Genomic DNA, 25,913 nt, shown 5'->3' with positions numbered 1-25,913 from the left:
TAGGGATATATAGGGGGACCATTTCATATCTCATAGTTATCTGCCAGGAAAGAATTTATCCAGCGCATCTTTTGCGATTATATGCCTCAATGAAATTTTATTTTCATTAAGAGAAGTAGCCAGACAATAGAGCTTTCTCTCAGGATGATTTATATTAAATAAAATCACTTTCACCGAATACGCAACCGGATCTTTCGCAAAAGCTTCCCGGTTAAAATTGATTACCAATTGTTCAAATTTTTCAGTTTCGGCTGTCTCAAATCTTTCCCAATCACCACTCAGATACCACATGTCCTGAAAAAGATTAGTAATTGCTCCGACCACATTTCCCTGCCAGTTTACATTAAAAGTATAGTCCATAAAATGAATAAAGTTACATAATTTAAAATCAATATGTTACTTTCGTGCGCCTCCTTTGCATGAAAAGTATCATCCCACTAGCCACCTTATCCCTCGCATTCTATGATTTAAATGCAATGAAATAGATAAAAAAGTACTACATCTGTGGCATAAGTTAACCTACATTTGAAAAGGTTAACTAATTAAAATCACCAATGCCACGTTTTTCAATGAAAGCCCTTTGGCTGTTTCTCATGCTATGTACAGCCAAAGCCTCCGCCCAACAGGAATTTATTACAAAGTCCGGGCATCAGTTCTTCCTTCACAACAAACCTTACTACTACATCGGCACGAACTACTGGTACGGCGGTTTGCTCGCCCTGCAAAAAAACGGGAAGGAACGCCTGCAAAAAGAATTGGATTTCCTGAAAAGCCAGGGCATCACCAACCTCCGCGTACTGGTAGGAACAGAGGGCAAAGGATTGGTCAATGGTGTAGAGCGGGTAAAACCTGCCTTCCAGTATGAGCAGGGTAAATTCAATATGGAGATATTGGAAGGTCTTGACTACCTCCTGTACGAAATGGGAAAAAGGAAGATGTATGCCGTTCTATTCCTGAGTAATAACTGGGAATGGAGTGGGGGCTTTTTACAATACCTCAGCTGGAATGGGGTCATTACTGATTCCGTCATGCGTAGCAAATTGAACTGGAATGACCTTCGGGAAAATACCAGCAAATTCTACTCCTGTGCCCCCTGCCAGAAAGATTACGAGAATCAGGTACGATTGGTCCTGAATCATGTAAACAAATATACCAAACAACAGTATATTGAGGAACCATCCATCATGGCCTGGGAATTGGCAAATGAACCACGACCCATGATGATTGCTGCTGTAGAGGCATACAAAAAGTGGACCCTCACCATGGCCAGATTCATCAAATCTATAGACCATCATCACCTGGTCACCCTGGGTACCGAAGGTATTATGGGTACAGATGAATCTGCAGACCTGTTTAAAGCGATTCATCAACCTAAAGAAGTCGATTATTTAACATTACATATCTGGCCCAAGAACTGGGGATGGTTTAAGGATACCAGCATTGCCAACAGTCTGCCCGGATTGATGGCAAAGACACAACAATACATCCGGCAACATGAAGTAATCGCTGATGATCTGAATAAACCACTGGTAGTAGAAGAATTTGGCCTGCCCCGTGATCAGCATTCATTTGATCCGGCATCTGCAGTTTATTCACGTAATCAATTGTACAATGGCGTTTTTGCTGAATGGGCCAAAAGCCGTAAACAGGGAGGTGCTATTGCAGGATGTAATTTTTGGGCGTTTGCCGGCACTGCAAGGCCGGTTCCCGGGCAATTATTCTGGAAAGAAGGTGATGACTTCATGGGGGATCCCCCACAGGAAGAACAGGGGTTAAATTCCGTTTTCGATGCTGATACCCTCACCTGGAAAATCATCCATTCCTATATATTAAATTAAATGACACTTATGAAAAAATTACTCTTATCTGTTGCAATTACTGCGGCCACCTTCAATGGGTATACCCAATCCATCGATCAGAAAGTAGCGTCGCTGGTAGCGAAAATGACACTCGAGGAAAAAGCAGGACAGATGACCCAGATCAGTGTGGAAGCTTTTTTGAAAACTACAAATGGTCAGGTGAACGAGCCTCATGAATTTGACATGGCCAAATTAGAGGAAGCCATCAAAAAATATAAAGTAGGTTCTATTCTGAATGTAGGTGGCTATGCACAAACAGTAGAAGTCTGGAGGAACAGGATTGAGACTATCCAGAAAATTGCTTTGCAGGAACGTCTTAAAATCCCCGTTCTGTATGGCATTGACGCCATCAGGGGGAATAATTATACTTTAAATTCAGTGATGTTCCCTCAGCAGATTGCACAAGCGGCTTCTTTTAATCCTGCTATGGCTAAAAAGGCTGCAGCTGTTACTGCTTATGAAACACGTGCTTCCTTTATTCCCTGGAATTTTAGTCCGGTGCTTGATCTTGGCCGTCAGCCTGTATGGCCCCGTATATGGGAGACCTATGGTGAAGACCCTTATCTGGTCAGCGAAATGGGCAAAGCCGTGGTACAGGGATACCAGGGGGATGATGTCGTAACCGACAAATACCACGTTGCCGCCTGCCTTAAACATTATATGGGCTACAGCATGCCTTTAAGCGGACATGATCGTACCCCTGCCTGGATACCTGAAAGAGAAATGCGTGAATACTTCCTGCCTCAGTTTGCCGCCGCTGTAAAAGCCGGTGCAAAAAGTGTGATGGTAAACAGCGCGGAAATAAATGGAGTACCTGTTCATGCCAACAAACATATTTTAACAGATATCCTGAAAGGTGAACTGGGATTCAAGGGACTGGTAGTGAGTGACTGGCAGGATATCCAATATCTTTATCAGCGTCACAGAATAGCAAAGGACAACAAAGAAGCGGTGATGATTGCTATTAATGCCGGTATTGATATGAGCATGGTGCCTACTGATTACACATTTACTACCGACCTTATCGAACTGGTAAAAGAAGGGAAGATCCCTATGTCACGTATCGATGATGCGGTAAAAAGAATACTGAAAGTGAAATTTGAAACCGGTCTTTTTGATAACCCGGTAGGCAAAGCCAGCGACTATCCATTGTTTAATGGCGAAGCGCATAATAAACTAAACTATGACCTGGCTGCTGAATGTATCACATTGCTGAAAAACACAAATAACATCCTGCCATTGACACCGGGTAAAAAGATATTGGTAGCAGGTCCTTCTGCCAATTCAATGCGTTCTTTAAATGGTGGATGGTCACGTATCTGGCAGGGTATTACCAGCGATGAAACTGAAAAAGATAAGAACACCATCCTCGAAGCGGTTCAGCATGTATTTGGTGCTGCTAATGTTGTGTATAGTGCAGGTGTTGATTTTGATAAAACCATCGATATCAGGGATGCGGTATCAAAGGCGGCAAATGTAGATGTGATCGTACTTTGTATTGGTGAAACAAGTTATACCGAAACACCGGGCAACATCGGCGATCTGCGGATATCTGATTCACAGATTGAACTGACACGTGCTTTAGCTGCGACCGGCAAACCTATTGTGTTTGTATTGACAGAAGGTCGTCCACGTATCATCTCTTCAATAGAACCACTGAGTGCTGCTGTCATCCATTCCTACCTGTCAGGAAATGAAGGGGGAAATGTGATTGCAGATGTGCTGGCTGGTAAGATCAATCCTTCCGGAAAACTGCCTTATACTTATCCCCGTTCCACCAATAGCCTCATCAACTATTATCATAAATATACTGAGACATTGCAGTTTGATGAAATGGCAGGATACAATCCGCAGTGGGAATTTGGATATGGATTGAGTTATACGCAATTCTCTTATGCCAACCTTACACTCAGCAATAAAACATTGACAGCTGCAAAAGCGATTACTATAACTGTCGATGTGACAAATACCGGGAAAGTAGCGGGGAAAGAGGCGGTATTATTATATGTAAGTGATGAAGTCGCTTCTATTACGCCTGAAGTAAAGCGTTTGCGTGCATTTGAAAAAATTGAACTGCAGCCGGGGCAGACGAAGACAGTTTCTTTCACGATAGATAAAGATAGACTTTCTTTTATCAATGCACAATTACAGCGGGTGACAGAGCCGGGTGATTTCTCCGTTTCTGTAGGAGGGTTGAAAGCGGCATTTAAATATGAGTAATAATAACAAGGGAAGCCGGTGCTACGGCTTCCCTTGTTAAATACCAGAAAAACTAAATTACGAGCCAGTTAAGAAATAAAACCAATCAATAGGTATCACGAATAGAAACATTCATGAAAGAGGGAATTTACCAATGGGGGATGAAAACCATTTTCAGAAAAAACATTCATGAAAGAGGGAATTCACCAATGGGGGATGAAAACCATTTTCAGGAAAACATTCATGAAAGAGGGAATTCACCAACGGAGGATGAAAACCATTTTCAGGAAAACATTCATGAAAGAGGATTTCACCAACGGGGGATAAAAACCATTTTCAGGGAAAAGAGGCTGTCATCAATACTATTGAAGCGGCCTCTTTTCCTTTATTAGTATCTATTTTTCCAGCTTAAATCCATCTACAATTTTCGGTCTGTTGGCTGCATTTGCTACACCAAAACCTGTTGCATACATCCAGCGGGTCATTTTCGTCAGCTTCTCAATATTGATAGTTGCTGCTTCATCAGCAGGTGTATGATAACGCGGATGCGTGAGCGTGGTGAAGAAAATTGCAGGAATATTCTTTCTCACATATGGCAAATGGTCACTGCGGAAATAGAAACCTTCAAAATGGGAAGCCTTGTCCCATTCAGTATCCAGCTTGAATTTTGGCCCTTTGGCATTTTCTGCCAATGCGATGTTTGCCAGGTCTGATGAGTTCAGATGTGGAGGTGTGATACCCAGTAAGCCTGCGCTGTCAGGAGAATTCATGCCTATCATATCAGCATTCAGCACAGCTACCAGCGATTCCTGTGGCACAGTAGGGTGTTCCGCGAAATAATAGCTACCCAGTAGTCCACGTTCTTCTGCGCCATGCCATACGAACAGCGCACTACGTTTACCGGGTTGTTGGTGAAATGCACGGCCGATGGCCAGCAGTGCCACGCAGGCGGTTGCATTGTCATCCGCTCCATTTAAGATAGAATCTTTTCCCGGTTCAATGTTGCGTACGCCATCATGGTCTGTGTGACCGCTGAACAATACATATTCATTGGCCAGTTTGGGATCACTACCTTTCACTTTCGCTACTACATTCACAGATGGATAAGTGAATGCTTCCGCATATACGTTTGCCTGAAATTGTTGATTTGGAACACGCACCAGGTCCAGCGCATCAGCACCTATCCAAATAATAGGAATACCGTTTAATAATTGTCGGGATGGTCTGCCTTCTATTCGGTATGTACCACGAATACGGTCCTGAATGGCTCTGGCCCAGGCTTGTTGCGCTCTGTCATCTGAAACAAATATAATTGCCTTTGCACCTTTGGCTGCGATTTTTTTGACGCAGTTTTGTACGACAAGCGTTACGTATCTCCATGGAATAATTTTGCGTGGGTCGGTCAGATCCTGTTCGGTGAATTGTAGTGCTACGACCTTTCCTTTTACAGTAGCTTCATCCACTGTTAAGGGATCATTTACAAATACGATGGGAGCATCTACTGAAGCAAAGCCTGGTTCCCATACGATCATGTCTTTCCAGAGAGAGAAGGTGCGGTCTCCGATCTTTACGGTGCTGTGATCATTTACACGTTCGCGTAATAAGGAATAAAACTGGAAATAAGTGCCATCGTCACCAGCGGGTTCCAGACCTGCTTTGCGTGCTTGTTCTGCTACCCACATGGAAGCTTTCAATTCATCGAGGGTACCTGCTTCACGGCCTCTGAAGTGATCGTCGGCAAGGGTAAAGAGGTCGCGTTTTATTTCTGCCTGTTGAATAGCGTCAATGGGTGCTTTTTTTGATTGTGAATTTACCTGCCCGGCAAAGCACAGGAGCGTACTAAAAGAAAATAGAAAAATATCCTTTCTCATATGGTTATTGTTGTGTATGAGTTATTGCGGGCAAAGGTAGGGAATATCTTCCCCCTTTAATATTCAGTCTTTTTCTCTATCGTAATAATGCCATTATATTTGTAACCATCATACTCTTCTTCATATGCTATCGCACTATACGTGGACCAGCTTATATTTGACTATTTGAAAGATAAAGGCCTTACAGCTTAATTAACTTAGCCTGCTCAGGAACAATCAGTTTAACCTGCAAAGGATTATACGCCTTTAATTGCTCCCGTATCAGTTGCTCACGATTACCACCCGGTTTGATATGCGTGATCACCACCGGAAAACCCTTCAACGCCTCCGTTCCTGCAAAAGACGCTAAATCCTGTAATTCCGACATCAGCCAGTGTGGGGTAAGATGGCCGAACAATTGTTTATCCGGTTGCTGATTATCAAAAGACACCTCTATAAAAATAGCCTTTAGCTTTTTTGCTTTCAACAAGGGAGCTACTTCTACCCATAGCAGGTGTAGTTTATCAGAATGTTCAACTGAATCTGCGCCAGTATCACCCAAATAAAGTATATAAGCTTCTTCATGCCGAACCAGGAATGCCGTACTTTGGTAAGGATTAGAATGACTGAGCGAAAAAGCCGTGACCTGCATAGCTGTGTTTTGCAAAGGTGCTTCGGTGCCTGGAGTCAGTACTGTATAGTGATATTTACCAAGTGCCGGTTTCTCGCCTTCATTAGCAAAATTTGCCCAGCTTTTCCAAGAGAAATATTTATCTTTTAATATATCCAGACAATAATCCAACCCATAAATATTCTTCGTACTATCATCCGGTGAATTGATGATCATACCCGCCAGATGATCAAGATGACCATGGGAGATCAGAAATCCTTTTACATTTTGCCTCAACACCTCAGCAGCAGTGCCATGCAATAGTTTCGCCTGTATGGCTTTTTGAATACCGTAGTGCACAGTGCCAGCATCCAGGCATACATAATCTTCACTTCCCTGCGGAGCGATCATATAAGCAGAAAGATTGCTTTCATCAGTACCTCCTTTCACACCCAGTGGTATCACTTTGAACGAAGTTTGCGCGTATGCAAATTGACAAAGTAGGATACCTGCTATTGTTAAGATATTTTTCATCAACGATTATTTTTCTAATGATGGAATGAGATGCTCCCAGTTCAATTCTTTTGCAAAATCAAGAGCTGTTTTCCATTATTGTTTTGAGTATCTTTTCTACATAAGGCCTGTTGCCGGCAATGGTTTCAGTGTGAAGGAGGGTATACCCGTTTCATCTGCTGTTTTTACTTTTGAAGGATGATAAAGTTCATATTTAAGAGACGGCTTTATTCCACTTCGGGAATATCCCAAAGATATCCAGGTGTTGCCTCAGTAAGTTCCGTTTTAAAACTTCCGGGCAATCTTTAACGTCGGTATCGTAGGTTACGTACCAGTATATATTTAATGCTTCAATATTTTCCCGGATCATCTGTTTTTTCCAGGCAATATGTGCAGGTGTTTTACCAAACTGTGGGCTATTGATTATTTCATCTTTCAATCCTGCCTTTTTATTAGAGAGGGTACCATTTTTTTCAATTTTTCCGGCATTTCCGATGTAGATCAGCTCCACTCTTCCTTTTTTCAATGCATAGACTACGTATACCCCACTTTTATCAGCAGGCGCATTACATACTGTCTGTAGATCTTTTTCTGGCGTGAGGAAGAAATGTTGCTGTGTTTTGTATTTATCTAATATCCCAAACATCGGGCAAAGATAGGATATCTTGCCTGATCATTGTACCAGCTGGTTCTGCTGTTTTTTTATTTATGTAATATGCAGCTCCTTCACCGTTTCATATCCCGGAAGGTGTACCGACTACTACCTGGTGGCAATATTGTCCGCTTACAGTTGAATAGGGATTATTATATATTATGTAATATTAATATGAATTTCGAAGATATAAAAGAGAATTTAGGGTTATTTCCCAAAAAGGTTTAGTAAGGGGATTTGGGTTAATTATTGCCTTATAGGGTAAAAGGCCTGCAGATAGGGTGTTTGCACGATTTTTTACATCCGGGTATTTCGTGGGCATTCAATGCTATTACGATCATTTGCAATAGTTTTATACCTTTGCATCCCAATTGAAGATTATGCTTGAAAATTTGAAAATAGGAATATTAGGAGGCGGTCAGCTGGGAGGGATGCTTTTACGGCATGCCATCGATCTCGGCCTCAGCGTTTCGGTGTTGGATAAAGATGCAAACGCGTCTTGTTCCCGTTATACTTCTTCTTTTACCATTGGCGATCCAAAATCTTATGAAGATGTGCTGGCATTCGGCAAAGGGCTTGATGTGATCACTATCGAAATGGAAGCGGTCAATATAGACGCCTTACGCGAACTGGAAAAGCAAGGGAAAAAGGTATTTCCATCTCCTGATACTATTCAAGTGATCCAGGATAAATATACCCAGAAGCAGTTTCTCCTGTCACACAGTATACCAGTGGTGCCGGGTGTGGCTGTTGAAGGCAAAAATGATCTTAACAATCTCGAAAATAAATTACCGGGTTGTCTTAAAAAACGACGCGATGGGTACGACGGTTATGGCGTAATGGTGTTGAAGACAGCTGCAGATATTGCCAATGCTTTTGACGTGCCGAGTGTGCTGGAAGAGTTGGTGGATATTAAACACGAAATCGCTGTAATCGTAGCACGAAATGAGCATGGCGCTGTAAAATGCTATGACCCTGTGATGATGGTGTTTTCCGAAGAGAAATTCGTACTTGAGTCTCAGGTAGCACCTGCTCAGTTAGCGGAAGGCTTACAGGAGAAAGCCAACACCCTCGCTGAAAATATAGCCAATGCGCTTAACCTGGTTGGTATTCTTGCTGTAGAAATGTTTGTCACAAAAGATAACCAGATCTTAGTGAATGAACTGGCACCAAGACCTCACAACAGTGGTCATCACACGATTGAAGCCAGTACTACATCACAATACGAGCAACTGCTCCGGGCTATATTAGGGTTGCCACTTGGTGACACAGCACTGCATTTGCCTTCTATGATGTTGAATATACTGGAAACGGCTGCACTGTCTGCTAACAGGGAGGAGAAATTCACGCTCCTGTTGGACATCCCGGGGGCACATCTTCACTGGTATGGCAAAAAGGGTAGCAGGTTAGGCAGGAAAGTAGGGCATATTACCATCACAGGCAGCACAATGGAAGACATATCGTCAAAAGCTGAAACTATTCGGAAAATTTTAAATTAATAAATATGAAACAGGTAGAAGTAGGCATTATTATGGGCAGTAGTTCCGATGCGCCTATTATGCGTCAGGCAATAGAGGTGTTAAAGAAATTCGATGTAGGATATGAGTTTAACGTCGTGTCTGCACACCGCACCCCCCAAAAAATGTTTGAGTACGCAACTACCGCTGAAGAGCGTGGTTTGAAGGTGATCATTGCAGGAGCTGGCGGTGCCGCACATCTTCCTGGTATGGTGGCTGCAATTACTACTTTGCCTGTAGTTGGTGTGCCGATCAAGTCTTCCAACTCCCTGGATGGTTGGGATTCCCTGTTATCTATCGTGCAAATGCCGGGTGATATTCCTGTAGCGACGGTGAGTGTGAATGGAGCACGTAACGCTGGTTTACTGGCGGTGCAGATCCTGGCGACAGCTGATAGTACACTGAGGGAGAAGCTGGCGGCGTTGAAGAAGGAGAATAATGATAAGGTCGCTAAGCAAAATGAGACCTTAGATCGCGAATAGAAGATCGTTTTTTAAAAAGGGGAAGTCGCTCTTTGAGCGGCTTCCCCTTTTTATATCACTGTTTTATCCATTATGATTTTCTTAACATTATAAGGGTTAACTTCACACAATTACTTAATTAGATTACGCCTACATATTTTCATCTATCCAACAGCGCATATTTGAGATTTATTTCCAGCGTCCTCCGAAAAGATTCTCTAATATGATTATCCTTATTTTTTTTATTTCCATCTGGTACCTTTCGTTGTTTTCTCAAACTTTTTTTCAGCATAGGTATGCAGCACATGGTGCTTTTGAGATGAGTAAAGGCTGGGAACGATTCTTTTTCATTTTAACGTATGTTACACAAGGCTCGTCTTACATGAGTCCCAGAGCATATGCGGTTATGCACAGACTACATCATGCCCATACAGATACACCTTTGGATCCGCATTCGCCATCCAACTCGTCCAACATATTTGCTATGATGTGGCATACGAGAACTGTCTATCAGCATATCCTACATCATAAAATGGATGTAGAAGAACGGTACACAAAAAATGTCCCTTCCTGGGAGCGTTTGGATCGTTTTGCCAATGGAACACTTTCACGATTAATGTGGGTAGCACTATACATCCTGTTTTTTATAGTGTTTGCTACAAGCCCATGGCAGTATTTGCTGTTACCAATTGTTGTTTCAATGGGTGCTTTTCATGGCGCGATCGTTAATTGGTTTGCACATAAGTATGGGTATATTAATTTCAAATTGAAAAATACATCGATGAATTTACTGTTCGTGGATGTATTAATGTTGGGAGAATCTTATCATAACAATCACCATAAACATCCGGCTTCTGTGAATTTTGGCCGTCGTTGGTTTGAAATTGATCCTGTGTATTATGTAATTAAGATGTTTGCATATTTCAAGATCATCAAGCTGGCGCGAGCTTAAATTCATGTATATATAATGCAAAAAAGGGCCGTATCGTACGATACAGCCCTTTTTTATTCGGTTACCTGATGAAAACAGTTAGCCGTTTAAGCGATTCTCAGAAGGATCATTTCTTTTTGATACACGATTCTTTTTCGATTTGTGATCGCTTTCAATATTATTGATTGTATCGTACCATTTGTGAAAATTCCTGCAGATGCATACTGATCAGGTAAATTATTTTCTTTTGAAACCAGTCTATTGTTGGAATATCTCTGTTTCTTGAAATGTATTCCTTCGCTTTACCTTCAAGTCCTTGCTTTAACCTTCCCATATATTGACCTATCCACAATTGAACAGTATGTTCATTTTTCATTCTGTCAACATATTTTATCGAATTCAGGAATTCTGTATAAATCAGGTTGACGGAGACATATGCTGTCTCATCAAAAGTATGAAGGAGGTTTTCAGCTTTATTTTGCATAGACTTTTTGTTTTAAGTAAATCAATTAATTTGCCTGGCTGGTTTCTGGAAATTTATGTGGGGGAGGGTCGTGGAGTCGATTAATGTACCGTGGAGTAAGTAGGCTCAAACTATCTATCTATTATTCCAGCGTCCATAAAGGGTGATCGTCTATTGCGCTGTATATCTTAATGTCATCTTCATTTATCTCAAGACGAAACAAACTTTCATTTGCGATTTGCTTAAATGCCTGTATATAGAATATGCCATCCAGCATATGAATGACAATTGGTACAATACTACGGCGGTCGATAAAAAGAGAATTATTCAGAAATCTGAATTTATTATTCTCAGTTTTGTCGTAATAAGCTCTGCTATATAACTTTTCATATATGTCGCTTACTGTCATATTTGGGTATTTTAATGACGTGAGAGGGACATGCCCTTTCACGTCATTAATTTTTTTATTTACCAACGGTTGTTGTAATTAGACCTGGCGGGTTTTTCTTCCCTGGGTTTAGCTTTACTTGCCGTGATTGCCTTTCCATCTATGGAAGCACCGTTCATTTCCTGAATAGCTTTTTCAGCTTCAGTATCATCTGGCATGGTAATAAAGCCGAATCCCCTGCTGCGATTAGTGAATTTATCCATAATCACATTTGCGGAACTAACAGTGCCAAATTTGGAAAACTGGTTAGTGAGGTCCTCATTAACAACATAAGGACTTAGATTGGACACGTATATATCCATTTTGTACTATTTATTTATCAGTGAAAAATATCGATTGAGGTAATAATGCAGGTGGTAAAAAAGAAGGCTGTAAAGAAAACTAGCTTACTAATGCGTAAATCTCAATTGTAATCTTCTTAAAGGTATGGTTTAAATAGTTCTCTGCCTAATTTATTTATTTCAAGGGGTATTTAAAGGGGCATATAACGTTCTTTTTTCCCTGGCAATTCAAACATTTCCCCCCATATTTTTTTGAAATACAAGCTGTATTTAAATGTATGAGATAAGCCAGAATTCTGGTGCAGGCAGCGCCTCCGGTATTTGTTAATGCGGTGATACAGGTGCACCATTGTCTGGTGTAAAATTGAGTGCAGATTCATTCGTTGAAACTTCCTAATTTGAGCATAATAAACTTAATTCCATGCGGAAGCTAATTGAATTCCATATGGTTGTTCACCCGGTGATCGTAGGGGAGGGACGGCGCTTGTTTACTGAAATGTCCCTGCCTGAAGGTCTGGGTTTAAAACTGGTAGCATCGAATACGCTGAAGAGTGGGTGTGTGGCACTGCGATATGAAAGGATTTAAAATTAGGGTATACAGGAATTTCATGTTTAATAAAAGACAATTATGCCAATAAGTCATCGCTCCACATTATTAGTGTTTCTGCTATTTTTTTCCCAATTCAATACCTTTTATGGGCAAACATATCATTTGGATGTAACTCCGTCCAGGAGGATTGTGAATATCGTCAATTTTATCCGGTTGCTGGAACCCCGTGATCCTGCTATTACTGAAGACGTACTCTACCAGACGGTGGTAAAACAGGTTGCATTGATGAGACAATACCATCTCGGAGGCACCTTTCTACTTCAATACGATGCGCTGACAGATCCCCGCTATTACAATGATATATTGTTCGATCTGGGATATAGTGATCAGGCACATTTTAATAAAGATTTCAGGAAAATAGTAGGAGCATCTCCGGGTATGTATTTTAGTGAGATGGATCCTTTGGCGGAGAATTTCTTACATCTGATTTAAAGGATGGGATTTTGAATTTGTAGATTTAACAGGGCATAAAAACGATAATATATTGATTGTTTATCGTACTTTGAACACGTTGATAAGAATCATATAATTCCTGTAATTAAACGGTTCTGTTCGCATTCAGTCCTTACCGATTTTAAAAAATCAAGGTGGCTTTCATAGCAAACTTATATAAAGAAATAAATTTTAATGTATTACATTTGTTTAAATTGTAATAATCAATTCGACGGTCAGTGATAGCAAGCAATCCGGGCGCATTATATCAAGAAATAATTTATGGATACATACCTAAATGCGGTAATCATCGGTAGCGGCAGCTATATTCCAACTTTACGGATCTCAAATGATGATTTCTTACATCATATTTTTTACGACAAAGATGGTACAGCCTTGTCGAAGACAAATAAGGATATCATCCAGCAGTTCGGCAAAATTACCGGTATAAGAGAACGCCGATATGTTTCGGATGATCTGGTTGCTTCAGACATCGCAGGACTGGCTGCAGAAGATGCATTAAAATCATCTGGTATTGACCCGGAAAGCCTGGATTATATTATTGTTGCCCATAATTTTGGAGACATCAAGGCAGACAACAGGCGCAGTGATTTTGTCCCTGCGTTAGCATCAAGAGTCAAACATCATCTGGGGATTATTAATCCTCTTACAGTAGCTTATGATTTGACATGGGGGTGTGCCGGATGGCTTCAGGGTATCATTCAGGCTGACTTCTTTATAAAATCCGGAAGTGCAAAGCGTGTGATGGTGATCGGTGCAGAGACTTTATCCCGGATCTGCGATCCTCATGATAGGGATAGTATGATCTATTCGGATGGTGCGGGTGCTGTTATACTGGAAGCTCAGCATAGCACGCTTCAGGTTGGCATTCTTTCCCATGTGTCAAAATCTTATACAGATGATCTGGCTTACGTGTTGGGGATGGGACGCTCATACAATCCTGATTTTGAAGGTGATGCACTGTTTTTAAAAATGAACGGGCGTAAATTGTATGAAAATGTTTTGAAAACAGTTCCATTGACAATTAAAGATTGTCTTGAAAAAGCTTCGCTCTCGATTTCAGACATTGATAAGCTGCTCATTCACCAAGCTAATGAAAAAATGGATGAAGCAATCCTGAGGGAACTATTTAGCATATATGGAGAAGAACAGCAAATACCTGTTGACATTATGCCGATGACGATTTCATGGCTGGGCAATAGCTCTGTGGCAACTCTTCCTACACTTTTTGATTTGATGATTAAAGGTAAGTTTGATAATCAGGTGGTCACTAAAGGAACGAATATTGTATTTGCCTCAGTAGGTGCAGGCGTTAATATGAATGCTGTAGCATACCGTGTTCCTTATTAAGTGATGGACAGGATTACGTCAGCATAGTGGCATGACAGCATGGATTTGCAGCAAGGGGCATGAACGATGATTAATAAGGGGCTGTGACTTCAAAAGATGTGAGGCACAGAACCTGATCGATAAAAATTTGAAGGAATGGTGATGGTGCTGAAGGATTGGGAGAATTTAAATTATTATCAGGGGAGTGGGAACGGATTTTGTGAAGAAGATGACATAACTTTGATTTTTACAAATGAAAGTTATGAAAAGTGTTTCATTGAATGAACTTGATCAACGCTTCGCTTCCGGTTCTCCTCTGGAGTTAAGTGCCTTGTTGCCTCCGGGTATTCAGAATGAGATCGGCCACTTTAACGTGTTTAATTTGTCTAAAATCCGGCAGACTGTTCAGAACAGACCCACTGAACCTTATCAATGCCGCACTTACTATAAAGTCAGTTTATTACTGGGTCATTCAAAAATTGAATATCCTGATAACACTATCATACAGCTTTCGCAGCCTACCTTGGTCTTTACCACGCCTAAAAGTCCTGTAACGTGGTTGCCGCAGGAACGTCAGTCCGGGATGTTTTGTGTATTCACACCAGGGTTTCTTCATCCAACACGGAGTGGGGTAGTGCTGGATGAGCTGCCTATTTATAAATCGCCGGAACATCCTGTATTTCCGCTGCAGAAAGGGGATATAAAAAATGCAAAAGACATTTTTGAGAAGATGCAGACCACCATTGCTTCTACCTATGCATACAAATATGATCTGCTGCGAGCTTACACGCTTGAGCTCATTCACCTGGGCCAACAGTTACAGTCAAAAATAATGCTTCATCCCAATCACAGCAATTTTGCACGGACGACCTCCCTGTTTATTGAGTTGTTGGAAAGGCAATTTCCATTGGAAAATCCTAACCAGAAAGTAGAGCTCCGCGCTGCAAAAGATTATGCTGACAAACTATCCATACATGTTAATCATCTAAACAAAATATTGAAGGAAACCACTGGCCTCACGACATCTGCATTGATAGCAGGAAGAATTTTACAGGAAGCGCAGATCCTTTTGCGTCAGACAAACTGGACGATCGCTGAAATTGCAGATAGTTTGGGCTTTTCAGACTTTGCGCATTTTGCAAAATTCTTTAAGAATGAAACTTCTATTCCTCCCGGGGCATATCGCGCACAAACCAAAAGTTTGAATTATACATAAAATGGATTGGTGCTGCCATTGTACATATTTATCGTTTGGCGGAATTTTGTACTGTTTTTAAATCAAAAATAGTACAGCATATGAGCTCTTCAAAAATTGCATTAATAACTGGCGGCAGCCGTGGTATAGGCCAAAATATTGCAATAAGCCTGGCACAGAAAGGCAACGATATCATCATTACATATCTCAGCAACAAGGCGAGTGCAGAGGAAACTGTAGCAGCTATTCAGGCACTTGGGCGCAAGGCTGTAGCTCTGCAGGTCAACACATCGGACATAAAAAGTTTCGATGCTTTTGAGCAGCAGGTAAGCGAATCATTGAACACCACATTTGGAACGACCCGCTTCGACTTCCTGATCAATAATGCGGGCACAAGTCTTCAGGCGCCTGTTACAACTACAACTGAAAGCCAGTTTGATGAGATGATGAATATTCATCTGAAAGGGGTTTATTTCCTTACTCAAAAAATGTTACCGTTGTTGCAGGATGGTGGAAGGATTGTCAATATTTCATCTGCCGTATCGCGAATTTCTTATCCGGGAGTATCAGTGTATGGGATCATGAAGGGCGGAATGGATGTGTATACCCGATATCTGGCTGTAGAACTGGGCGCAAGGGGGATATCTGCAAATGTTGTGGCGCCTGGGGCCATCTTTGGTGGTGGTGCGATGGATGACAATCCTGGTATGCGCAAATTTGTGGAAGGAATAACGGCGCTGGGGCGTGTAGGGCTGCCTGATGATGTAGGTGGCGTGGTGGCTTTCCTTTGTAGTGATGATGCTAAGTGGGTGAATGGTCAGCGTATTGAAGTAACTGGTGGTGTGTCGTTGTAAATCTGGCAATACGTTTAAGCCTGAATACTGGTAAAAGAATCAGGGCGATCAATGGGTTTCATGAGAACAGGGGGTGGTAAACCGAGTCACCCCCTGTTCTGCGTGGCAGATCACAATAATTGCGGCTTCACAGACTGCCTTGTATTAATTCATCAGGGATTTCAAGACCTGCTTTTTCTGCCGCTGCAATATGTGCCTTTGCCTGATCCTTATCAATAAAGCCTTCTTCAAACAGGTATATTTGTGCCAGTTGAATATGGGCCCTGTCATAACCAGCCTCTATCGCTGTTTTAAAGTATCCTATTGCCGCTTTTATGTCTTTTGCTATACCTAATCCCTGCTGGTGAAAAATTCCCAGGTTAAACGCGCCAATTTCAGATGCATCTTTCTGGTAGTACCGGAGGGCGATTTCAAAATTTCCGTTTTCTTCATACAGGTATCCCAGCCAACCGTAATCCGGTTCTCCAAGTTTCTCTGCCTGGTGGTAGTGGTATAGTGCCTGCTCCGGGTCTGTATCATAAAGCAGAAATCCCAGGTTATTATGTGCCGCTGCCAGACCATCTTCCGCTGCCTGTTGCAATAGGTTAATGGCTTTTTCTATATCAGGGATCGTTCCTATGCCATTCTGATAACACAGGCTCAATCCATTGAGCGCATTTGTATTGCGGGCAGCAGCCCCCTTCCCATACCAGTAAAATGCTTTGTCATCATCTACATATCCCTCTATCATGTAATAAATATGCGCGAGGTTGTTCATCGCATAACCATATCCTTTTTCAGCAGCAAGCGTGTAGTGATAAATTGCTGACTGGTAATCCTGCCTGTTATAAGCATCTATGCCAATATTATACAATTCTTCAACCGGTGTGTAGACATCAATAACGGTTTCCTCATCAGGGGTTTTTGCATATGCCAGCAGCCTGTCACGCACTACCTTATCATAATAAAAACTGTAGCCATTACTTTCGGCATCCTGTTGTACCAGATCTTTATTTGCTCTTGATATCCCATATTTATCTATAAGATAAACTTCCTTCCCCTTGATAGCCCAGGCAAAGCCCTGTGGAGGGGCTTTACGTACAATCAGGTCGAACTGCTCACCATCTTCAGTAAGACAGTAAAAACCGTCTTTTAGTAGCATGAATACATTTTCATGCAACAGTTCTATTTTTTCATATTTGAAATCGATGATCACTGTTGCATCTTCCGCCAGTATACCCCAGTTTCCATTCTTTTGTGCAATGTATTGACCATTGTACCCGACTTTATTAATGTTTTCATATGTTGGTTCAACCACAACTTCTCCCGAAACGTTGATCAGTCCCAAAAGACCATTGCGCTGAACAATCGCCAGATAAGAATAATCAAAATCATAGGCCTCATCCCATTCCGGATGGACTATGACCTTGCCAGATCTGTGCACATAGCCATATTTCTGCGCCTTCATTACCACCGCAATATCCTGCTCACTGAATTCATAAAATTCATCAAATTGAGGAGGCAGCAATATTGCTCCTTCAGCACTCTTTAATCCCCATAATCCATTCTCATAGTAAATTTCTTCTTTTCCCGATTCTTCATGGATGTGTTTCCATCCATAATTATAGTCCCCGTAGTTCAGCAGTTCAGCAAATGAATGAAAAGCCATGCTTACATGCTTGAGCTTGTTGTAAGACAACAGGGATATGTCGTTGTTGTCCATGGCACTGGTGATCATTGCATTGTTATACGCAATATCTGCCAGCCAGATAGCCGCCTGTTCGTTATGGGGTGTCTCATCCATATTGAATACGTTCCGGGCATCCATGCTAAAATAAGGCTGTTCCAGGTCGTCGAGGTATTTAAATAGCTTATTTTTTGATGCTGTAAAGATGCTTTTATTGTTAATGAGAGACTTTGTAGCATCCAGAAAGTTGTAAAATCTTTTCAGGTTTTCGATACCTGGTTTGGCATCATAATATAAAATGTCATTTTCAATGAAGCCTCCACTTATTAACAAAGGTTGTAATAACAGTGGCATCTCATACTCCCATTCCATCATCATTATATCGTTCCTGTCTTTTCCTGAAGGGGAGTTGGTGTTACTTAAAAATACGCTGTGCGACATGGAGCAAAGGTAAGAATTCTTTACATGGGGCTATCATATAAGGTTAACAGCGGGAACGAACGGTTCCCGCTGTTAATTTAATATTTTTATCAGGTGTTAAATAACAAGACCTGGCAGGTCTGGAAAAGGCATCCTTAAAAGGAGGAGAAAGGGTAAGAGAACTAATGGATCATAAAGATCAGATCTTCATAATCATGCGCCCCTACGAAAACAGGAATTTCTGCCCAGGGAGCTTTTCCTTTGTTATCCTTAATGGTTTCAATCACGAGTTCCTGCACCCGGAGTATGACGAGATATTCCTGGAATTCGCATGCCTGCCGCAATTGATCGTTGCGGTAGCCTTCGGTTTCCATGTACTTTTTGTTGGCTTCCTGCAGTGGTTCAAAGCCTGTGATGGTAAGGGTTTTGGGGGCTTCTCCACTGAAATCTGCCAGCCAGTCGGGGGTGTCGCGGTTCATAAGTGACTCGTAAGCCAGTAAATGCAGGAACCACTGGTCGTATTGTGTGGTAAAACTATTCATTTCCAGGTATAGGGCCTTGATGTCCAGTTCTTCGTCTTCCGTCAGGATGGTATAAACATAGTTGAAATATGCTGTCAATGGTTTTTTTAGATGTAGCAGGTCTTTGCCGATCACGTAATGGAAGTCGGTTGGTGAAAGTTTGCCGAGCGTTGTTTCCGTTTCCCGGATCGCAGTTTCAATTTGTCCTGCCTGGATAAGGTCCTGAATTTGTAGCATGGTACAAAGTAACGTCATATCTGGTAAATGGGGGGATTTTTTCCCGGCTGTTTTGGTAATTAGAAGTTATGGAGGGGGTAATGTATTAATGATAAATATTATTTAACCAGTGGAGTCCAATGCTATGGCTTTTACTAATGAGCAAATAGAATGGACAATATTAGGTAGGAAGTCTGATTGTACAAATATCGAGCTATTAAGAAATGACCCTGGTTATCTCACGAACCAATGTGGATTTTTTTTCATCAGAAGGAAAGGTGAGAGCCGGTTTATTAGATACACTATTGCACAGAGATAAGGCATTTATTGTGATGGGCGCTTATGGGCGAGATATGATTTCTACCCTATTTAAGGCAAGCCGGGGTGAATCTGTACTGAAGGTAATTACTCAGGCAGTTTTCATCGCTCACATTTAGATATGAATATTATGAGAAATTTTTGTTTATAACTGATGCTATCCATAATGGGAGCATTTGGCAGAAGCCTGTTTTCATCAGTTATTTCCTTAAAATTTCGCTATTTTATCGCACCAGATCAACTCATTTTTTCTGTCATAAAAACAGGTTTTTAGATGTGTTCACCTGGATGTGTAATAAATATCGCCCCGTTCAGTTTTCTTATGATGTTTTCTGCACTGCTGTGGTTGAAAAAACGTGAAATTCCGTTTCTTCCATAAGCGCCAAATGTGCTTATCAGCTCAGGTCTTGAATGAAGATATGATTGCAGCGTATGGCCTACAGCACCGGAGAGTATTATTTGCCTGGAATGTGCTTTGTAAGATTTGAGGTATTCCTGTAACTGGCTTTCGTAGGGGATTTTTTGATTATTATGTTCATATTCGTAAACAATCTCACAGTTCTTCTCAATGAGGTGTGGGAAGATGGCGGCAAAAGCTCTTATAGCATACATAGATGAATAAGTACCATTGTAGCAGCATGCAACCCCAATTACAGACGGTGGAATATCAGGTAATACGATTATGGGGCATTGTGCCTGTGTAAGTATGTTTTTTACAAAAACTGTAGGGTTTCCGTCATATATAACCGGAAAAGAAAGCTCCCTGCCGATAATGAGCAGGTCAGCAAAGCGGCTTTCCAGGATGACACTGTCTGCCGCTATGCCCATAATGTTTTTAATGGTGCATGGAATGTTTTTTTCTTCGCATGTCTTCTTCAATTTTGTTGTATTGTCCTGAATCAACTGTTGTTTTTCTTTTTCAGACTTGTACAGGACATCATAATATTTTCCTGCAAAGGCTTCAATACCACCTGTGGTCAGCAGGGAATTAATATTGGCAGTATCTTCTATCATCAGAATTGTAAGGTCATTTTCTACCATGTTTAAAATATTTGTAATTGCAATCAGCTGTTCTTCCTTATAGTTTACAGCATCAATTACAGCGATCGTCTTTTTCATGATTTTATTTTTTTAGGTGAGGAGCTATGCCCATTTAACATATGGCATATCTGTTTTGTAAATCATTGAATGGTATCTTGCATAGATTCTGAATGCGAATTTGTATTCACCTGAATATTGTAATAATACTTCGGCATTGAACGTTGATTCATTGTTCTGCTGATGGCACAACTGGAGTGTTTTCCTGAACAGCATGTCTGTGTCAGGATGTTTAAGTGTAAATAAGATCTCTGCGCCAATATCGTCTGATTTTAATATGCCTGTATCAATGGTAATGGAGGTGTGTAATTGTTCACCTGCTTTTCCTGAAAGAACCTGTTGTTTATCTGGTATTACTTTTACAATTTTAATGCTATCCCATCCATTCCGTATTTTATCTTTCCATTCTGCAAGGTGTTTTACCAGTTGGTAATTGTTCATGCGGAGGACAATGGTGTGGTCTTTCAATTTTTTATAGATATAATTATATTTTGACAGCATAGTAGTCATGGATATAGCCTGCCCTGATCTGGTCATACTGTTTTTTATCATGGCTACCCAATTTACTGGTATGCCATTTTCATTCCTTTTATAATAGAGCGGAATGATCTCGTGTTGAAGCATGTTGTATATTTCTTCAGCATCCAATGAATCCTGTATTTCCTGATTTGTTGCGTCTTCTTTTAATGCCCAGCCACAGTCTCCGGCATATTGTTCTGCCCACCAGCCATCACGGGTACTAAAATTCAATACGCCATTGATGAGGGCCTTCATGCCACTGGTACCGGAAGCTTCTTTGCCTCTGACAGGAAAGTTTAGCCACAGGTCAACTCCTTGTACAAGCATACGTGCAATGTCCATATCGTAGTCTTCAAGGAAAATTATATGTGGATCACTGGTATTGGTATAAATATGTTGTAGCATACGGAGACCATCTGTGTCTGCAGGATGTGCCTTACCTGAAAAAATTATTACTACTGGTTGCCGGGTATTTGAAATAATTTGTCTGAGCCTGTCCATGTTCTGAAATAAGATATCAGATCGTTTATAACCGGTTATGCGTCTGGCGAAGCCAATGCATAATGTGTCGGGTTGCAGCAGTTCTGTGATGGCATTAGTTTTCTCCTGTGACTGATGGTGTCTGGATTGTTGTTTATCCAGCAGGGATCTTAATGATTGAACGAATTGTTTTTTAGCATTGAGTCTGAGTGCCCAGATCCGGTCATCCTGAATAGTAAGTATTTTCCCCCATGGTCCATTGCCTGTTTTGATGTCAATGCCGCATTCCTGTAGTAGGTGTTGCCATTGTTCTGCTGCCCAGGTAGGTATATGAATACCATTCGTGATGTATGTAAGTGGTAGTTCATCAGGCTGGATATCTTTCCATACAGCATGGAGCAGACCGGCTGTGACATATTGATGTATACGGCTTACTGCATTAATTTCCTGTGCAGTTCTGGCTGCCAACGTGAACATTGAAAATTCTTCGTTGTCGTTTGAAGGGTTTGTTTTTCCCAATTTCATGAACTGTTGCCAGCTGATAAAATAGTTCTCTTGCAGACCTGAAAAGTATTTATGCAATAGTGGTTCGCTATATGTATCAATTGATGCTGCCATAGAGGTATGCGTAGTAAATAACTGGGAAGCTTTTACTATTTCGAAAGCTTCTTCAAAGGAAAGGTGGTTGTCTTTTATTACATTACTGATACGTTCCAATGCAATAAAAGCAGCATGCCCTTCATTGCAGTGGTATACATCAATTGGGAGACCCAGCGCCCGGATTAACAATACACCTCCGATGCCTAATATTATTTCCTGTTGCAGGCGTTGTTCTTTATCTGAAGGGTAAAGCCGGGAGGTAATAAGCCTGTCCTGTTCATTATTTGTAATAACATCCGTATCCAGCAGGAATAGCGATGTTTTATTTATTTGTATCTTCCATGCCTTTACGTGTATTGGCCTTCCGGGAAAGGTTATAAGTAATTGCAATGGTTGGTTATCACTGTTTTTTACTTCTTCAAGTGGATGTTTGGCAGGGTCTTGTTGGTCATTAATTGCAGACTGTATGCCGGTATCGGATAATTGTTGTCTGAAAAATCCTTCCCTGTAAAACAGTCCTATTGCCATAAGTCTTACATTCATATCACTGGCGGTCTTTAAATAATCTCCCGCCAGTATGCCCAGCCCACCTGAATAAATTCTAAAGGAAGATTCAATGCCATATTCCATACAGAAGTAGGCAACAGTAAGGTCGTCGTCGCAGTTATCATAGCCGGATAACCGGCAGGTATTCAACGCAGGTGCTGGTGTATTCGAAATATGAATTTCTCTCCATGCAGGGACTGATTCCTGAAAGGAAGAAACATCTGCGGGTAACGTGCGGGGTTTGTTTCTAAATAAGTCTTCTCTTTGCTGGCTTTCCTCCAGGGCAAGATGATATGCCTGAAAGTAATGTTCAAGTAGCGCGGGCCATTGATAATATTTACTGAGCTGCAATGCGCTTTTACTCAACTCAACCCTAAGTGGGAGAGGTGTGCCTGCGAACTGACTGATATATCCGGCCAGCTGGTCTGTAGCAACATCATCGCTGATATGTTTTCTTGGCAGAATAAAAAGGCCTTTTCTTTCACCAGGGTTCAGCTGGTTGACTGACTGACCAAAGCCAGACAGATCTGTGGTGACGGTTGGTATTCCGTAAGCCAGGCTTTCCAATGGGGTATATCCCCATGGTTCATAGAAGGAGGGGAATATAGCGAGATCAAACCCTTGCAGGAGGTCATAATAATGCATATTGAATACACCGTCATTACCATCCAGGTAAACAGGGGCATAGATAATGCTGATATTTGAATGGTCAGGTATATTCAGATTGTTTTGACGCAGCAGTTGACATATGTCATCTCTTTCCGGTGCATATGGATGATGGGTTGCTACTTTTAATGTCGTATCCTTTGTTTGTTCATTTAGCGGCACATGGGCTGCAGGGATAAAAAGGAATGCTATTATTTTGAGTGGAAGTGGTTGTTTTTTTAGCGTGCCTATTGCATTTATGAAGAGGTCAATACCTTTATTATGAAATTCATACCGGCCACTTTTAATGATGAGCAGGGTATTGTCAGGCAAAGTTTCCTTTAGTATATCAGCTGCGACTGATAAGAGCTTATGACGTGAAATGGTTTTTTGATTTTCGGCTATGGGTAATACCTGAAAACCATTGGGTGTAATGATATCTGGTGTTTTGCCAAGGAAATAGGTGCATTCGCTGGCAGTGATATCACTTACGCAGCAAAAGCAATCGGCAGTGTTGGCGGCTGTTTTTTCAAGAGAATGTTTGGCGGTCACCTGGTATGTTGCAGCCTGTTCATCAGGTATGATCTGATTTATTGAGGCATACATTGGAATTCCGCTGCCGGACAAGGTTCTGCCCAGTACGGTAGCATGGGTGGTGAAAATTGTGGCTATCTGCGGAATGTTTTTTTCAAGATATAAAATACCTGCGCCGGTCATCCATTCATGAAATTGCGCCACTATTTTATCAGTAGCATTAAGGTGTAACTGGTAGTAACTGGCTATAACATTTCCGGCTGCGTAACCAAACAATGCGGGATCTATGTAGTCCCATTTTCCTGTGATGGAGTCGAGCCTGTATTTTTCCCATAACGCTCCAAAAATTTCATTTTTTTTATCGTAGAAGGTGGTGAAATCTATAAGGATAACCAGTGGAGATCCTGCTATATCCCATCGTCCGGTTTTTATTTTAAGCCCTTCTGTGGCGGCTTTTTCACTCCATACCTTAAACAGGTTTTTATCTTCAATAAAGCCGGTATTTTGTCCATCTCGTTTTAGGAGATCAGGACCTATGAAAATATAATGGTCGCCCAGTTTTTGTTGTAAGAAGGATGCTTTTGTGCTGATCACTGTATAAATACCACCTACCTTATTGCATACTTCCCAGCTTATCTCAAAAAGATAATCCGGGAATAGGAGGGGTGTTTGGGGAGGTTGCATAAGTTTTGTACATATGTGTACTCTAAGTTATAACTTATTATCCGTGTAAAAGTTGATGATGGTTAGCTGATGGTGATCATTTTGTTGTTAATAGTCATCTTTTATAATGATGATCATTATCATTTTAGTGAATGATCAGGTGTAATTTAGGAGTAGATAATGAACGCATAGGAAAGGGAATAGTTACCTTATCAGCACATATTATATGTTGAGTCTGGCTTTAGGGTGGGTGGTATGAGTGAAATTATAATTGTTATTGAGCGAAGGCATCATTATGGTGGTGGGCTGTGGCATTAATTGATAATCCGGGTGAGTTTTTCAGGTGCAAGCAGGAATAGATCACTACCTTTCATTTCAATCAGCTTTTCTTTTTCAAAATCACCCAGGGTTCTGATAAAAGATTCCTTTGCAACACCTGCAACTGCGGCCATGTTTATGCGGCTGATAGAGATGGGTATTAAATGGTCGCCATCGGGATTAAATTTTTTGTACATAGCAAGCAGGGCTTCAGCGGTTTTTTTCCTGAGGGAGTTATAGGCGATTCCTAAGAGTTGTATTTCTTTTTCCTTAATGTCTTTTGCTAATAACCAGATGAATTGTTGTGTTAATTGAGGGTAGGTATTGAGGATTGTGTAAAAATCATCTGCTGGTATAACAGCGATTTCAGTTACTTCCATAGAGGCGGCAGAATCTTTGTATTGTTCGTGACCCAGGAGGGAGCAGTACCCTAAAAAGTCGCCTTCGTTGTATAGCCCGGTTATGAGTTCTTTTCCATCATCATTGGATTTGAAGCTTTTTACTTTTCCTGTTATAATGAAGTACAAGGCAGCAGGTCTTTTACTTTCTTCATAAATAGTTTGTTTGTTTTTGTATTTATGAATGTTGCGGTCTTTTACAAGGAGCGAAATAATTTCTTCAGTGGTTAATATTTTTTCTTTTTGGATGATAGGGTGAATCTTGTTCTTATTCAATTGACATTCAATGGAAGTTAGTAATTCTCCGGGGTCAAAGGGTTTTATAATATAATCATCAGCACCCAGATCCATTCCTTTTCTTATATCATTTCTTTCTGATCTGGCTGTAAGGATTATAAAAGGGATCTGGTGAGGAAGTTTCCTTGCATTCAGGAGTTGTAGCACACCATATCCATCCAGGATGGGTATGGTTAGATCGCATAATATAAGATCGGGATTGTGTGTTTCTGCCAGTAATATACCTTTTTTCCCATTTTCTGCTTCAATTACATCGTATTTGGCTAATTGCAGTATTTCGGTAATATTTTCTCTTATTTCAGTATTGTCTTCAATAATGAGTATAGTCGCCATTAGTAATGGATTAATTTCATTAACAATAAAAGCGGTCTAATATATTCACCATCTGCATGTAATAGGTAAATACTATCGTTGAAATGGCCTCCTGTTATAATATATCTGCAGATGTA

The 25,913-nt window shown here is 41.0% G+C and carries 22 protein-coding genes; 10 read left to right on the top strand and 12 right to left on the bottom strand.

Annotated features, from left to right (window positions below; translation table 11 throughout):
• Positions 1–36: 36 nt before the first annotated feature.
• Positions 37–360, bottom strand: a complete 324-nt coding sequence (locus BW716_RS26200) for a hypothetical protein (RefSeq protein ID WP_083727675.1) — start codon at positions 358–360, stop codon at positions 37–39.
• A 194-nt stretch (positions 361–554) separates the two neighbouring features.
• On the opposite strand from BW716_RS26200, the gene BW716_RS26195 reads away from it, so the two are divergent.
• Both BW716_RS26195 and BW716_RS26190 read left to right on the top strand, forming a co-directional pair.
• Entirely contained in the window at positions 555–1,838 is a 1,284-nt protein-coding gene (locus tag BW716_RS26195) for a cellulase family glycosylhydrolase (RefSeq protein ID WP_083727673.1), read from the top strand.
• Positions 1,839–1,847: 9 nt separating this feature from the next.
• Positions 1,848–4,079, top strand: a complete 2,232-nt coding sequence (locus BW716_RS26190; protein ID WP_083727711.1) for a glycoside hydrolase family 3 N-terminal domain-containing protein — start codon at positions 1,848–1,850, stop codon at positions 4,077–4,079.
• A 374-nt stretch (positions 4,080–4,453) separates the two neighbouring features.
• Here BW716_RS26190 and BW716_RS26185 read toward each other — a convergent pair whose 3' ends face one another.
• From BW716_RS26185 to BW716_RS26175, 3 genes are all read right to left on the bottom strand, one after another.
• Positions 4,454–5,929, bottom strand: a complete 1,476-nt coding sequence (locus BW716_RS26185) for a M28 family metallopeptidase (protein ID WP_083727671.1) — start codon at positions 5,927–5,929, stop codon at positions 4,454–4,456.
• Positions 5,930–6,110: 181 nt separating this feature from the next.
• The gene (locus BW716_RS26180) at positions 6,111–7,052 is read right to left on the bottom strand and encodes an MBL fold metallo-hydrolase (RefSeq protein ID WP_083727669.1); all 942 of its coding nucleotides are present in this window, start codon (positions 7,050–7,052) and stop codon (positions 6,111–6,113) included.
• A 193-nt stretch (positions 7,053–7,245) separates the two neighbouring features.
• Positions 7,246–7,677 carry a hypothetical protein gene (locus BW716_RS26175; protein ID WP_083727667.1) on the bottom strand — a complete coding sequence of 144 codons (432 nt, stop codon included), beginning with the start codon at positions 7,675–7,677 and terminating at the stop codon, positions 7,246–7,248.
• A 386-nt stretch (positions 7,678–8,063) separates the two neighbouring features.
• Here BW716_RS26175 and BW716_RS26170 point away from each other — a divergent pair, with 386 nt between their 5' ends.
• The 3 genes from BW716_RS26170 (at position 8,064) to BW716_RS26160 (ending at position 10,613) form a co-directional block, all read left to right on the top strand.
• On the top strand, positions 8,064–9,182 hold the full coding sequence (locus BW716_RS26170) for a 5-(carboxyamino)imidazole ribonucleotide synthase (protein ID WP_083727665.1): 1,119 nt from the start codon (positions 8,064–8,066) through the stop codon (positions 9,180–9,182).
• Between the two features lie 5 nt (positions 9,183–9,187).
• Positions 9,188–9,682 carry a 5-(carboxyamino)imidazole ribonucleotide mutase gene (purE, locus tag BW716_RS26165; protein ID WP_083727663.1) on the top strand — a complete coding sequence of 165 codons (495 nt, stop codon included), beginning with the start codon at positions 9,188–9,190 and terminating at the stop codon, positions 9,680–9,682.
• Positions 9,683–9,884: 202 nt separating this feature from the next.
• Complete coding sequence (locus BW716_RS26160; protein WP_083727661.1) at positions 9,885–10,613, top strand: acyl-CoA desaturase; 729 nt, start codon at positions 9,885–9,887, stop codon at positions 10,611–10,613.
• Between the two features lie 157 nt (positions 10,614–10,770).
• Here the strand turns inward: BW716_RS26160 and BW716_RS26155 are convergent, their stop codons facing one another.
• The 3 genes from BW716_RS26155 to BW716_RS26145 form a co-directional block, all read right to left on the bottom strand.
• Positions 10,771–11,076 (bottom strand): hypothetical protein, encoded by a 306-nt coding sequence (locus BW716_RS26155; RefSeq protein ID WP_083727659.1) that lies wholly within the window; start codon positions 11,074–11,076, stop codon positions 10,771–10,773.
• 121 nt (positions 11,077–11,197) lie between these two features.
• On the bottom strand, positions 11,198–11,464 hold the full coding sequence (locus BW716_RS26150; RefSeq protein ID WP_083727709.1) for a hypothetical protein: 267 nt from the start codon (positions 11,462–11,464) through the stop codon (positions 11,198–11,200).
• Between the two features lie 59 nt (positions 11,465–11,523).
• Positions 11,524–11,805, bottom strand: a complete 282-nt coding sequence (locus BW716_RS26145) for an RNA-binding protein (protein ID WP_083727657.1) — start codon at positions 11,803–11,805, stop codon at positions 11,524–11,526.
• 400 nt (positions 11,806–12,205) lie between these two features.
• On the opposite strand from BW716_RS26145, the gene BW716_RS36300 reads away from it, so the two are divergent.
• From BW716_RS36300 to BW716_RS26125, 5 genes are all read left to right on the top strand, one after another.
• The gene (locus tag BW716_RS36300) at positions 12,206–12,370 is read left to right on the top strand and encodes a hypothetical protein (protein WP_220388831.1); all 165 of its coding nucleotides are present in this window, start codon (positions 12,206–12,208) and stop codon (positions 12,368–12,370) included.
• Between the two features lie 126 nt (positions 12,371–12,496).
• Complete coding sequence (locus BW716_RS26140) at positions 12,497–12,826, top strand: helix-turn-helix domain-containing protein (protein WP_143709043.1); 330 nt, start codon at positions 12,497–12,499, stop codon at positions 12,824–12,826.
• Between the two features lie 282 nt (positions 12,827–13,108).
• Positions 13,109–14,197 (top strand): 3-oxoacyl-ACP synthase III family protein, encoded by a 1,089-nt coding sequence (locus tag BW716_RS26135; protein ID WP_083727653.1) that lies wholly within the window; start codon positions 13,109–13,111, stop codon positions 14,195–14,197.
• A 241-nt stretch (positions 14,198–14,438) separates the two neighbouring features.
• A complete protein-coding gene (locus BW716_RS26130) occupies positions 14,439–15,392 on the top strand; it encodes an AraC family transcriptional regulator (RefSeq protein ID WP_235643951.1) in 954 nt (317 codons plus the stop codon).
• 80 nt (positions 15,393–15,472) lie between these two features.
• Positions 15,473–16,225, top strand: a complete 753-nt coding sequence (locus tag BW716_RS26125) for an SDR family NAD(P)-dependent oxidoreductase (RefSeq protein WP_083727649.1) — start codon at positions 15,473–15,475, stop codon at positions 16,223–16,225.
• A gap of 127 nt (positions 16,226–16,352) precedes the next feature.
• Here the strand turns inward: BW716_RS26125 and BW716_RS26120 are convergent, their stop codons facing one another.
• The 5 genes from BW716_RS26120 to BW716_RS26095 all read right to left on the bottom strand — a co-directional run bounded on the left by BW716_RS26120 (position 16,353) and on the right by BW716_RS26095 (position 25,797).
• Positions 16,353–18,332, bottom strand: coding sequence for an SEL1-like repeat protein (locus BW716_RS26120; protein ID WP_083727647.1), 1,980 nt, complete (start codon positions 18,330–18,332; stop codon positions 16,353–16,355).
• Positions 18,333–18,493: 161 nt separating this feature from the next.
• On the bottom strand, positions 18,494–19,069 hold the full coding sequence (locus BW716_RS26115) for a hypothetical protein (RefSeq protein ID WP_083727645.1): 576 nt from the start codon (positions 19,067–19,069) through the stop codon (positions 18,494–18,496).
• 567 nt (positions 19,070–19,636) lie between these two features.
• Positions 19,637–20,485 carry a hypothetical protein gene (locus BW716_RS26105; protein WP_083727641.1) on the bottom strand — a complete coding sequence of 283 codons (849 nt, stop codon included), beginning with the start codon at positions 20,483–20,485 and terminating at the stop codon, positions 19,637–19,639.
• Between the two features lie 24 nt (positions 20,486–20,509).
• On the bottom strand, positions 20,510–24,472 hold the full coding sequence (gene glgP / locus BW716_RS26100) for an alpha-glucan family phosphorylase (protein ID WP_083727639.1): 3,963 nt from the start codon (positions 24,470–24,472) through the stop codon (positions 20,510–20,512).
• A 293-nt stretch (positions 24,473–24,765) separates the two neighbouring features.
• On the bottom strand, positions 24,766–25,797 hold the full coding sequence (locus BW716_RS26095; protein WP_083727637.1) for a response regulator: 1,032 nt from the start codon (positions 25,795–25,797) through the stop codon (positions 24,766–24,768).
• Between the last annotated feature and the right edge of the window lie 116 nt (positions 25,798–25,913).

This window comes from [Flexibacter] sp. ATCC 35208 (genome assembly GCF_001975825.1).
Lineage (GTDB): Bacteria > Bacteroidota > Bacteroidia > Chitinophagales > Chitinophagaceae > Chitinophaga.
The sequence above is the reverse complement of the archived record's forward strand: the minus strand, read 5'-3'. Positions and strand labels throughout refer to the sequence as shown.

Excerpts from the sequence above, each read along its gene's own strand:
- BW716_RS26200 (WP_083727675.1), bottom strand. The coding sequence starts at position 360 with ATGGACTATACTTTTAATGTAAACTGGCAGGGAAATGTGGTCGGAGCA.
- BW716_RS26195 (WP_083727673.1), top strand. The coding sequence starts at position 555 with ATGCCACGTTTTTCAATGAAAGCCCTTTGGCTGTTTCTCATGCTATGT.
- BW716_RS26190 (WP_083727711.1), top strand. The coding sequence starts at position 1,848 with ATGAAAAAATTACTCTTATCTGTTGCAATTACTGCGGCCACCTTCAAT.
- BW716_RS26185 (WP_083727671.1), bottom strand. The coding sequence starts at position 5,929 with ATGAGAAAGGATATTTTTCTATTTTCTTTTAGTACGCTCCTGTGCTTT.
- BW716_RS26180 (WP_083727669.1), bottom strand. The coding sequence starts at position 7,052 with ATGAAAAATATCTTAACAATAGCAGGTATCCTACTTTGTCAATTTGCA.
- BW716_RS26175 (WP_083727667.1), bottom strand. The coding sequence starts at position 7,677 with ATGTTTGGGATATTAGATAAATACAAAACACAGCAACATTTCTTCCTC.
- BW716_RS26170 (WP_083727665.1), top strand. The coding sequence starts at position 8,064 with ATGCTTGAAAATTTGAAAATAGGAATATTAGGAGGCGGTCAGCTGGGA.
- purE (WP_083727663.1), top strand. The coding sequence starts at position 9,188 with ATGAAACAGGTAGAAGTAGGCATTATTATGGGCAGTAGTTCCGATGCG.
- BW716_RS26160 (WP_083727661.1), top strand. The coding sequence starts at position 9,885 with ATGATTATCCTTATTTTTTTTATTTCCATCTGGTACCTTTCGTTGTTT.
- BW716_RS26155 (WP_083727659.1), bottom strand. The coding sequence starts at position 11,076 with ATGCAAAATAAAGCTGAAAACCTCCTTCATACTTTTGATGAGACAGCA.
- BW716_RS26150 (WP_083727709.1), bottom strand. The coding sequence starts at position 11,464 with ATGACAGTAAGCGACATATATGAAAAGTTATATAGCAGAGCTTATTAC.
- BW716_RS26145 (WP_083727657.1), bottom strand. The coding sequence starts at position 11,805 with ATGGATATATACGTGTCCAATCTAAGTCCTTATGTTGTTAATGAGGAC.
- BW716_RS36300 (WP_220388831.1), top strand. The coding sequence starts at position 12,206 with ATGCGGAAGCTAATTGAATTCCATATGGTTGTTCACCCGGTGATCGTA.
- BW716_RS26135 (WP_083727653.1), top strand. The coding sequence starts at position 13,109 with ATGGATACATACCTAAATGCGGTAATCATCGGTAGCGGCAGCTATATT.
- BW716_RS26130 (WP_235643951.1), top strand. The coding sequence starts at position 14,439 with ATGAAAAGTGTTTCATTGAATGAACTTGATCAACGCTTCGCTTCCGGT.
- BW716_RS26125 (WP_083727649.1), top strand. The coding sequence starts at position 15,473 with ATGAGCTCTTCAAAAATTGCATTAATAACTGGCGGCAGCCGTGGTATA.
- BW716_RS26120 (WP_083727647.1), bottom strand. The coding sequence starts at position 18,332 with ATGTCGCACAGCGTATTTTTAAGTAACACCAACTCCCCTTCAGGAAAA.
- BW716_RS26115 (WP_083727645.1), bottom strand. The coding sequence starts at position 19,069 with ATGCTACAAATTCAGGACCTTATCCAGGCAGGACAAATTGAAACTGCG.
- BW716_RS26105 (WP_083727641.1), bottom strand. The coding sequence starts at position 20,485 with ATGAAAAAGACGATCGCTGTAATTGATGCTGTAAACTATAAGGAAGAA.
- glgP (WP_083727639.1), bottom strand. The coding sequence starts at position 24,472 with ATGCAACCTCCCCAAACACCCCTCCTATTCCCGGATTATCTTTTTGAG.
- BW716_RS26095 (WP_083727637.1), bottom strand. The coding sequence starts at position 25,797 with ATGGCGACTATACTCATTATTGAAGACAATACTGAAATAAGAGAAAAT.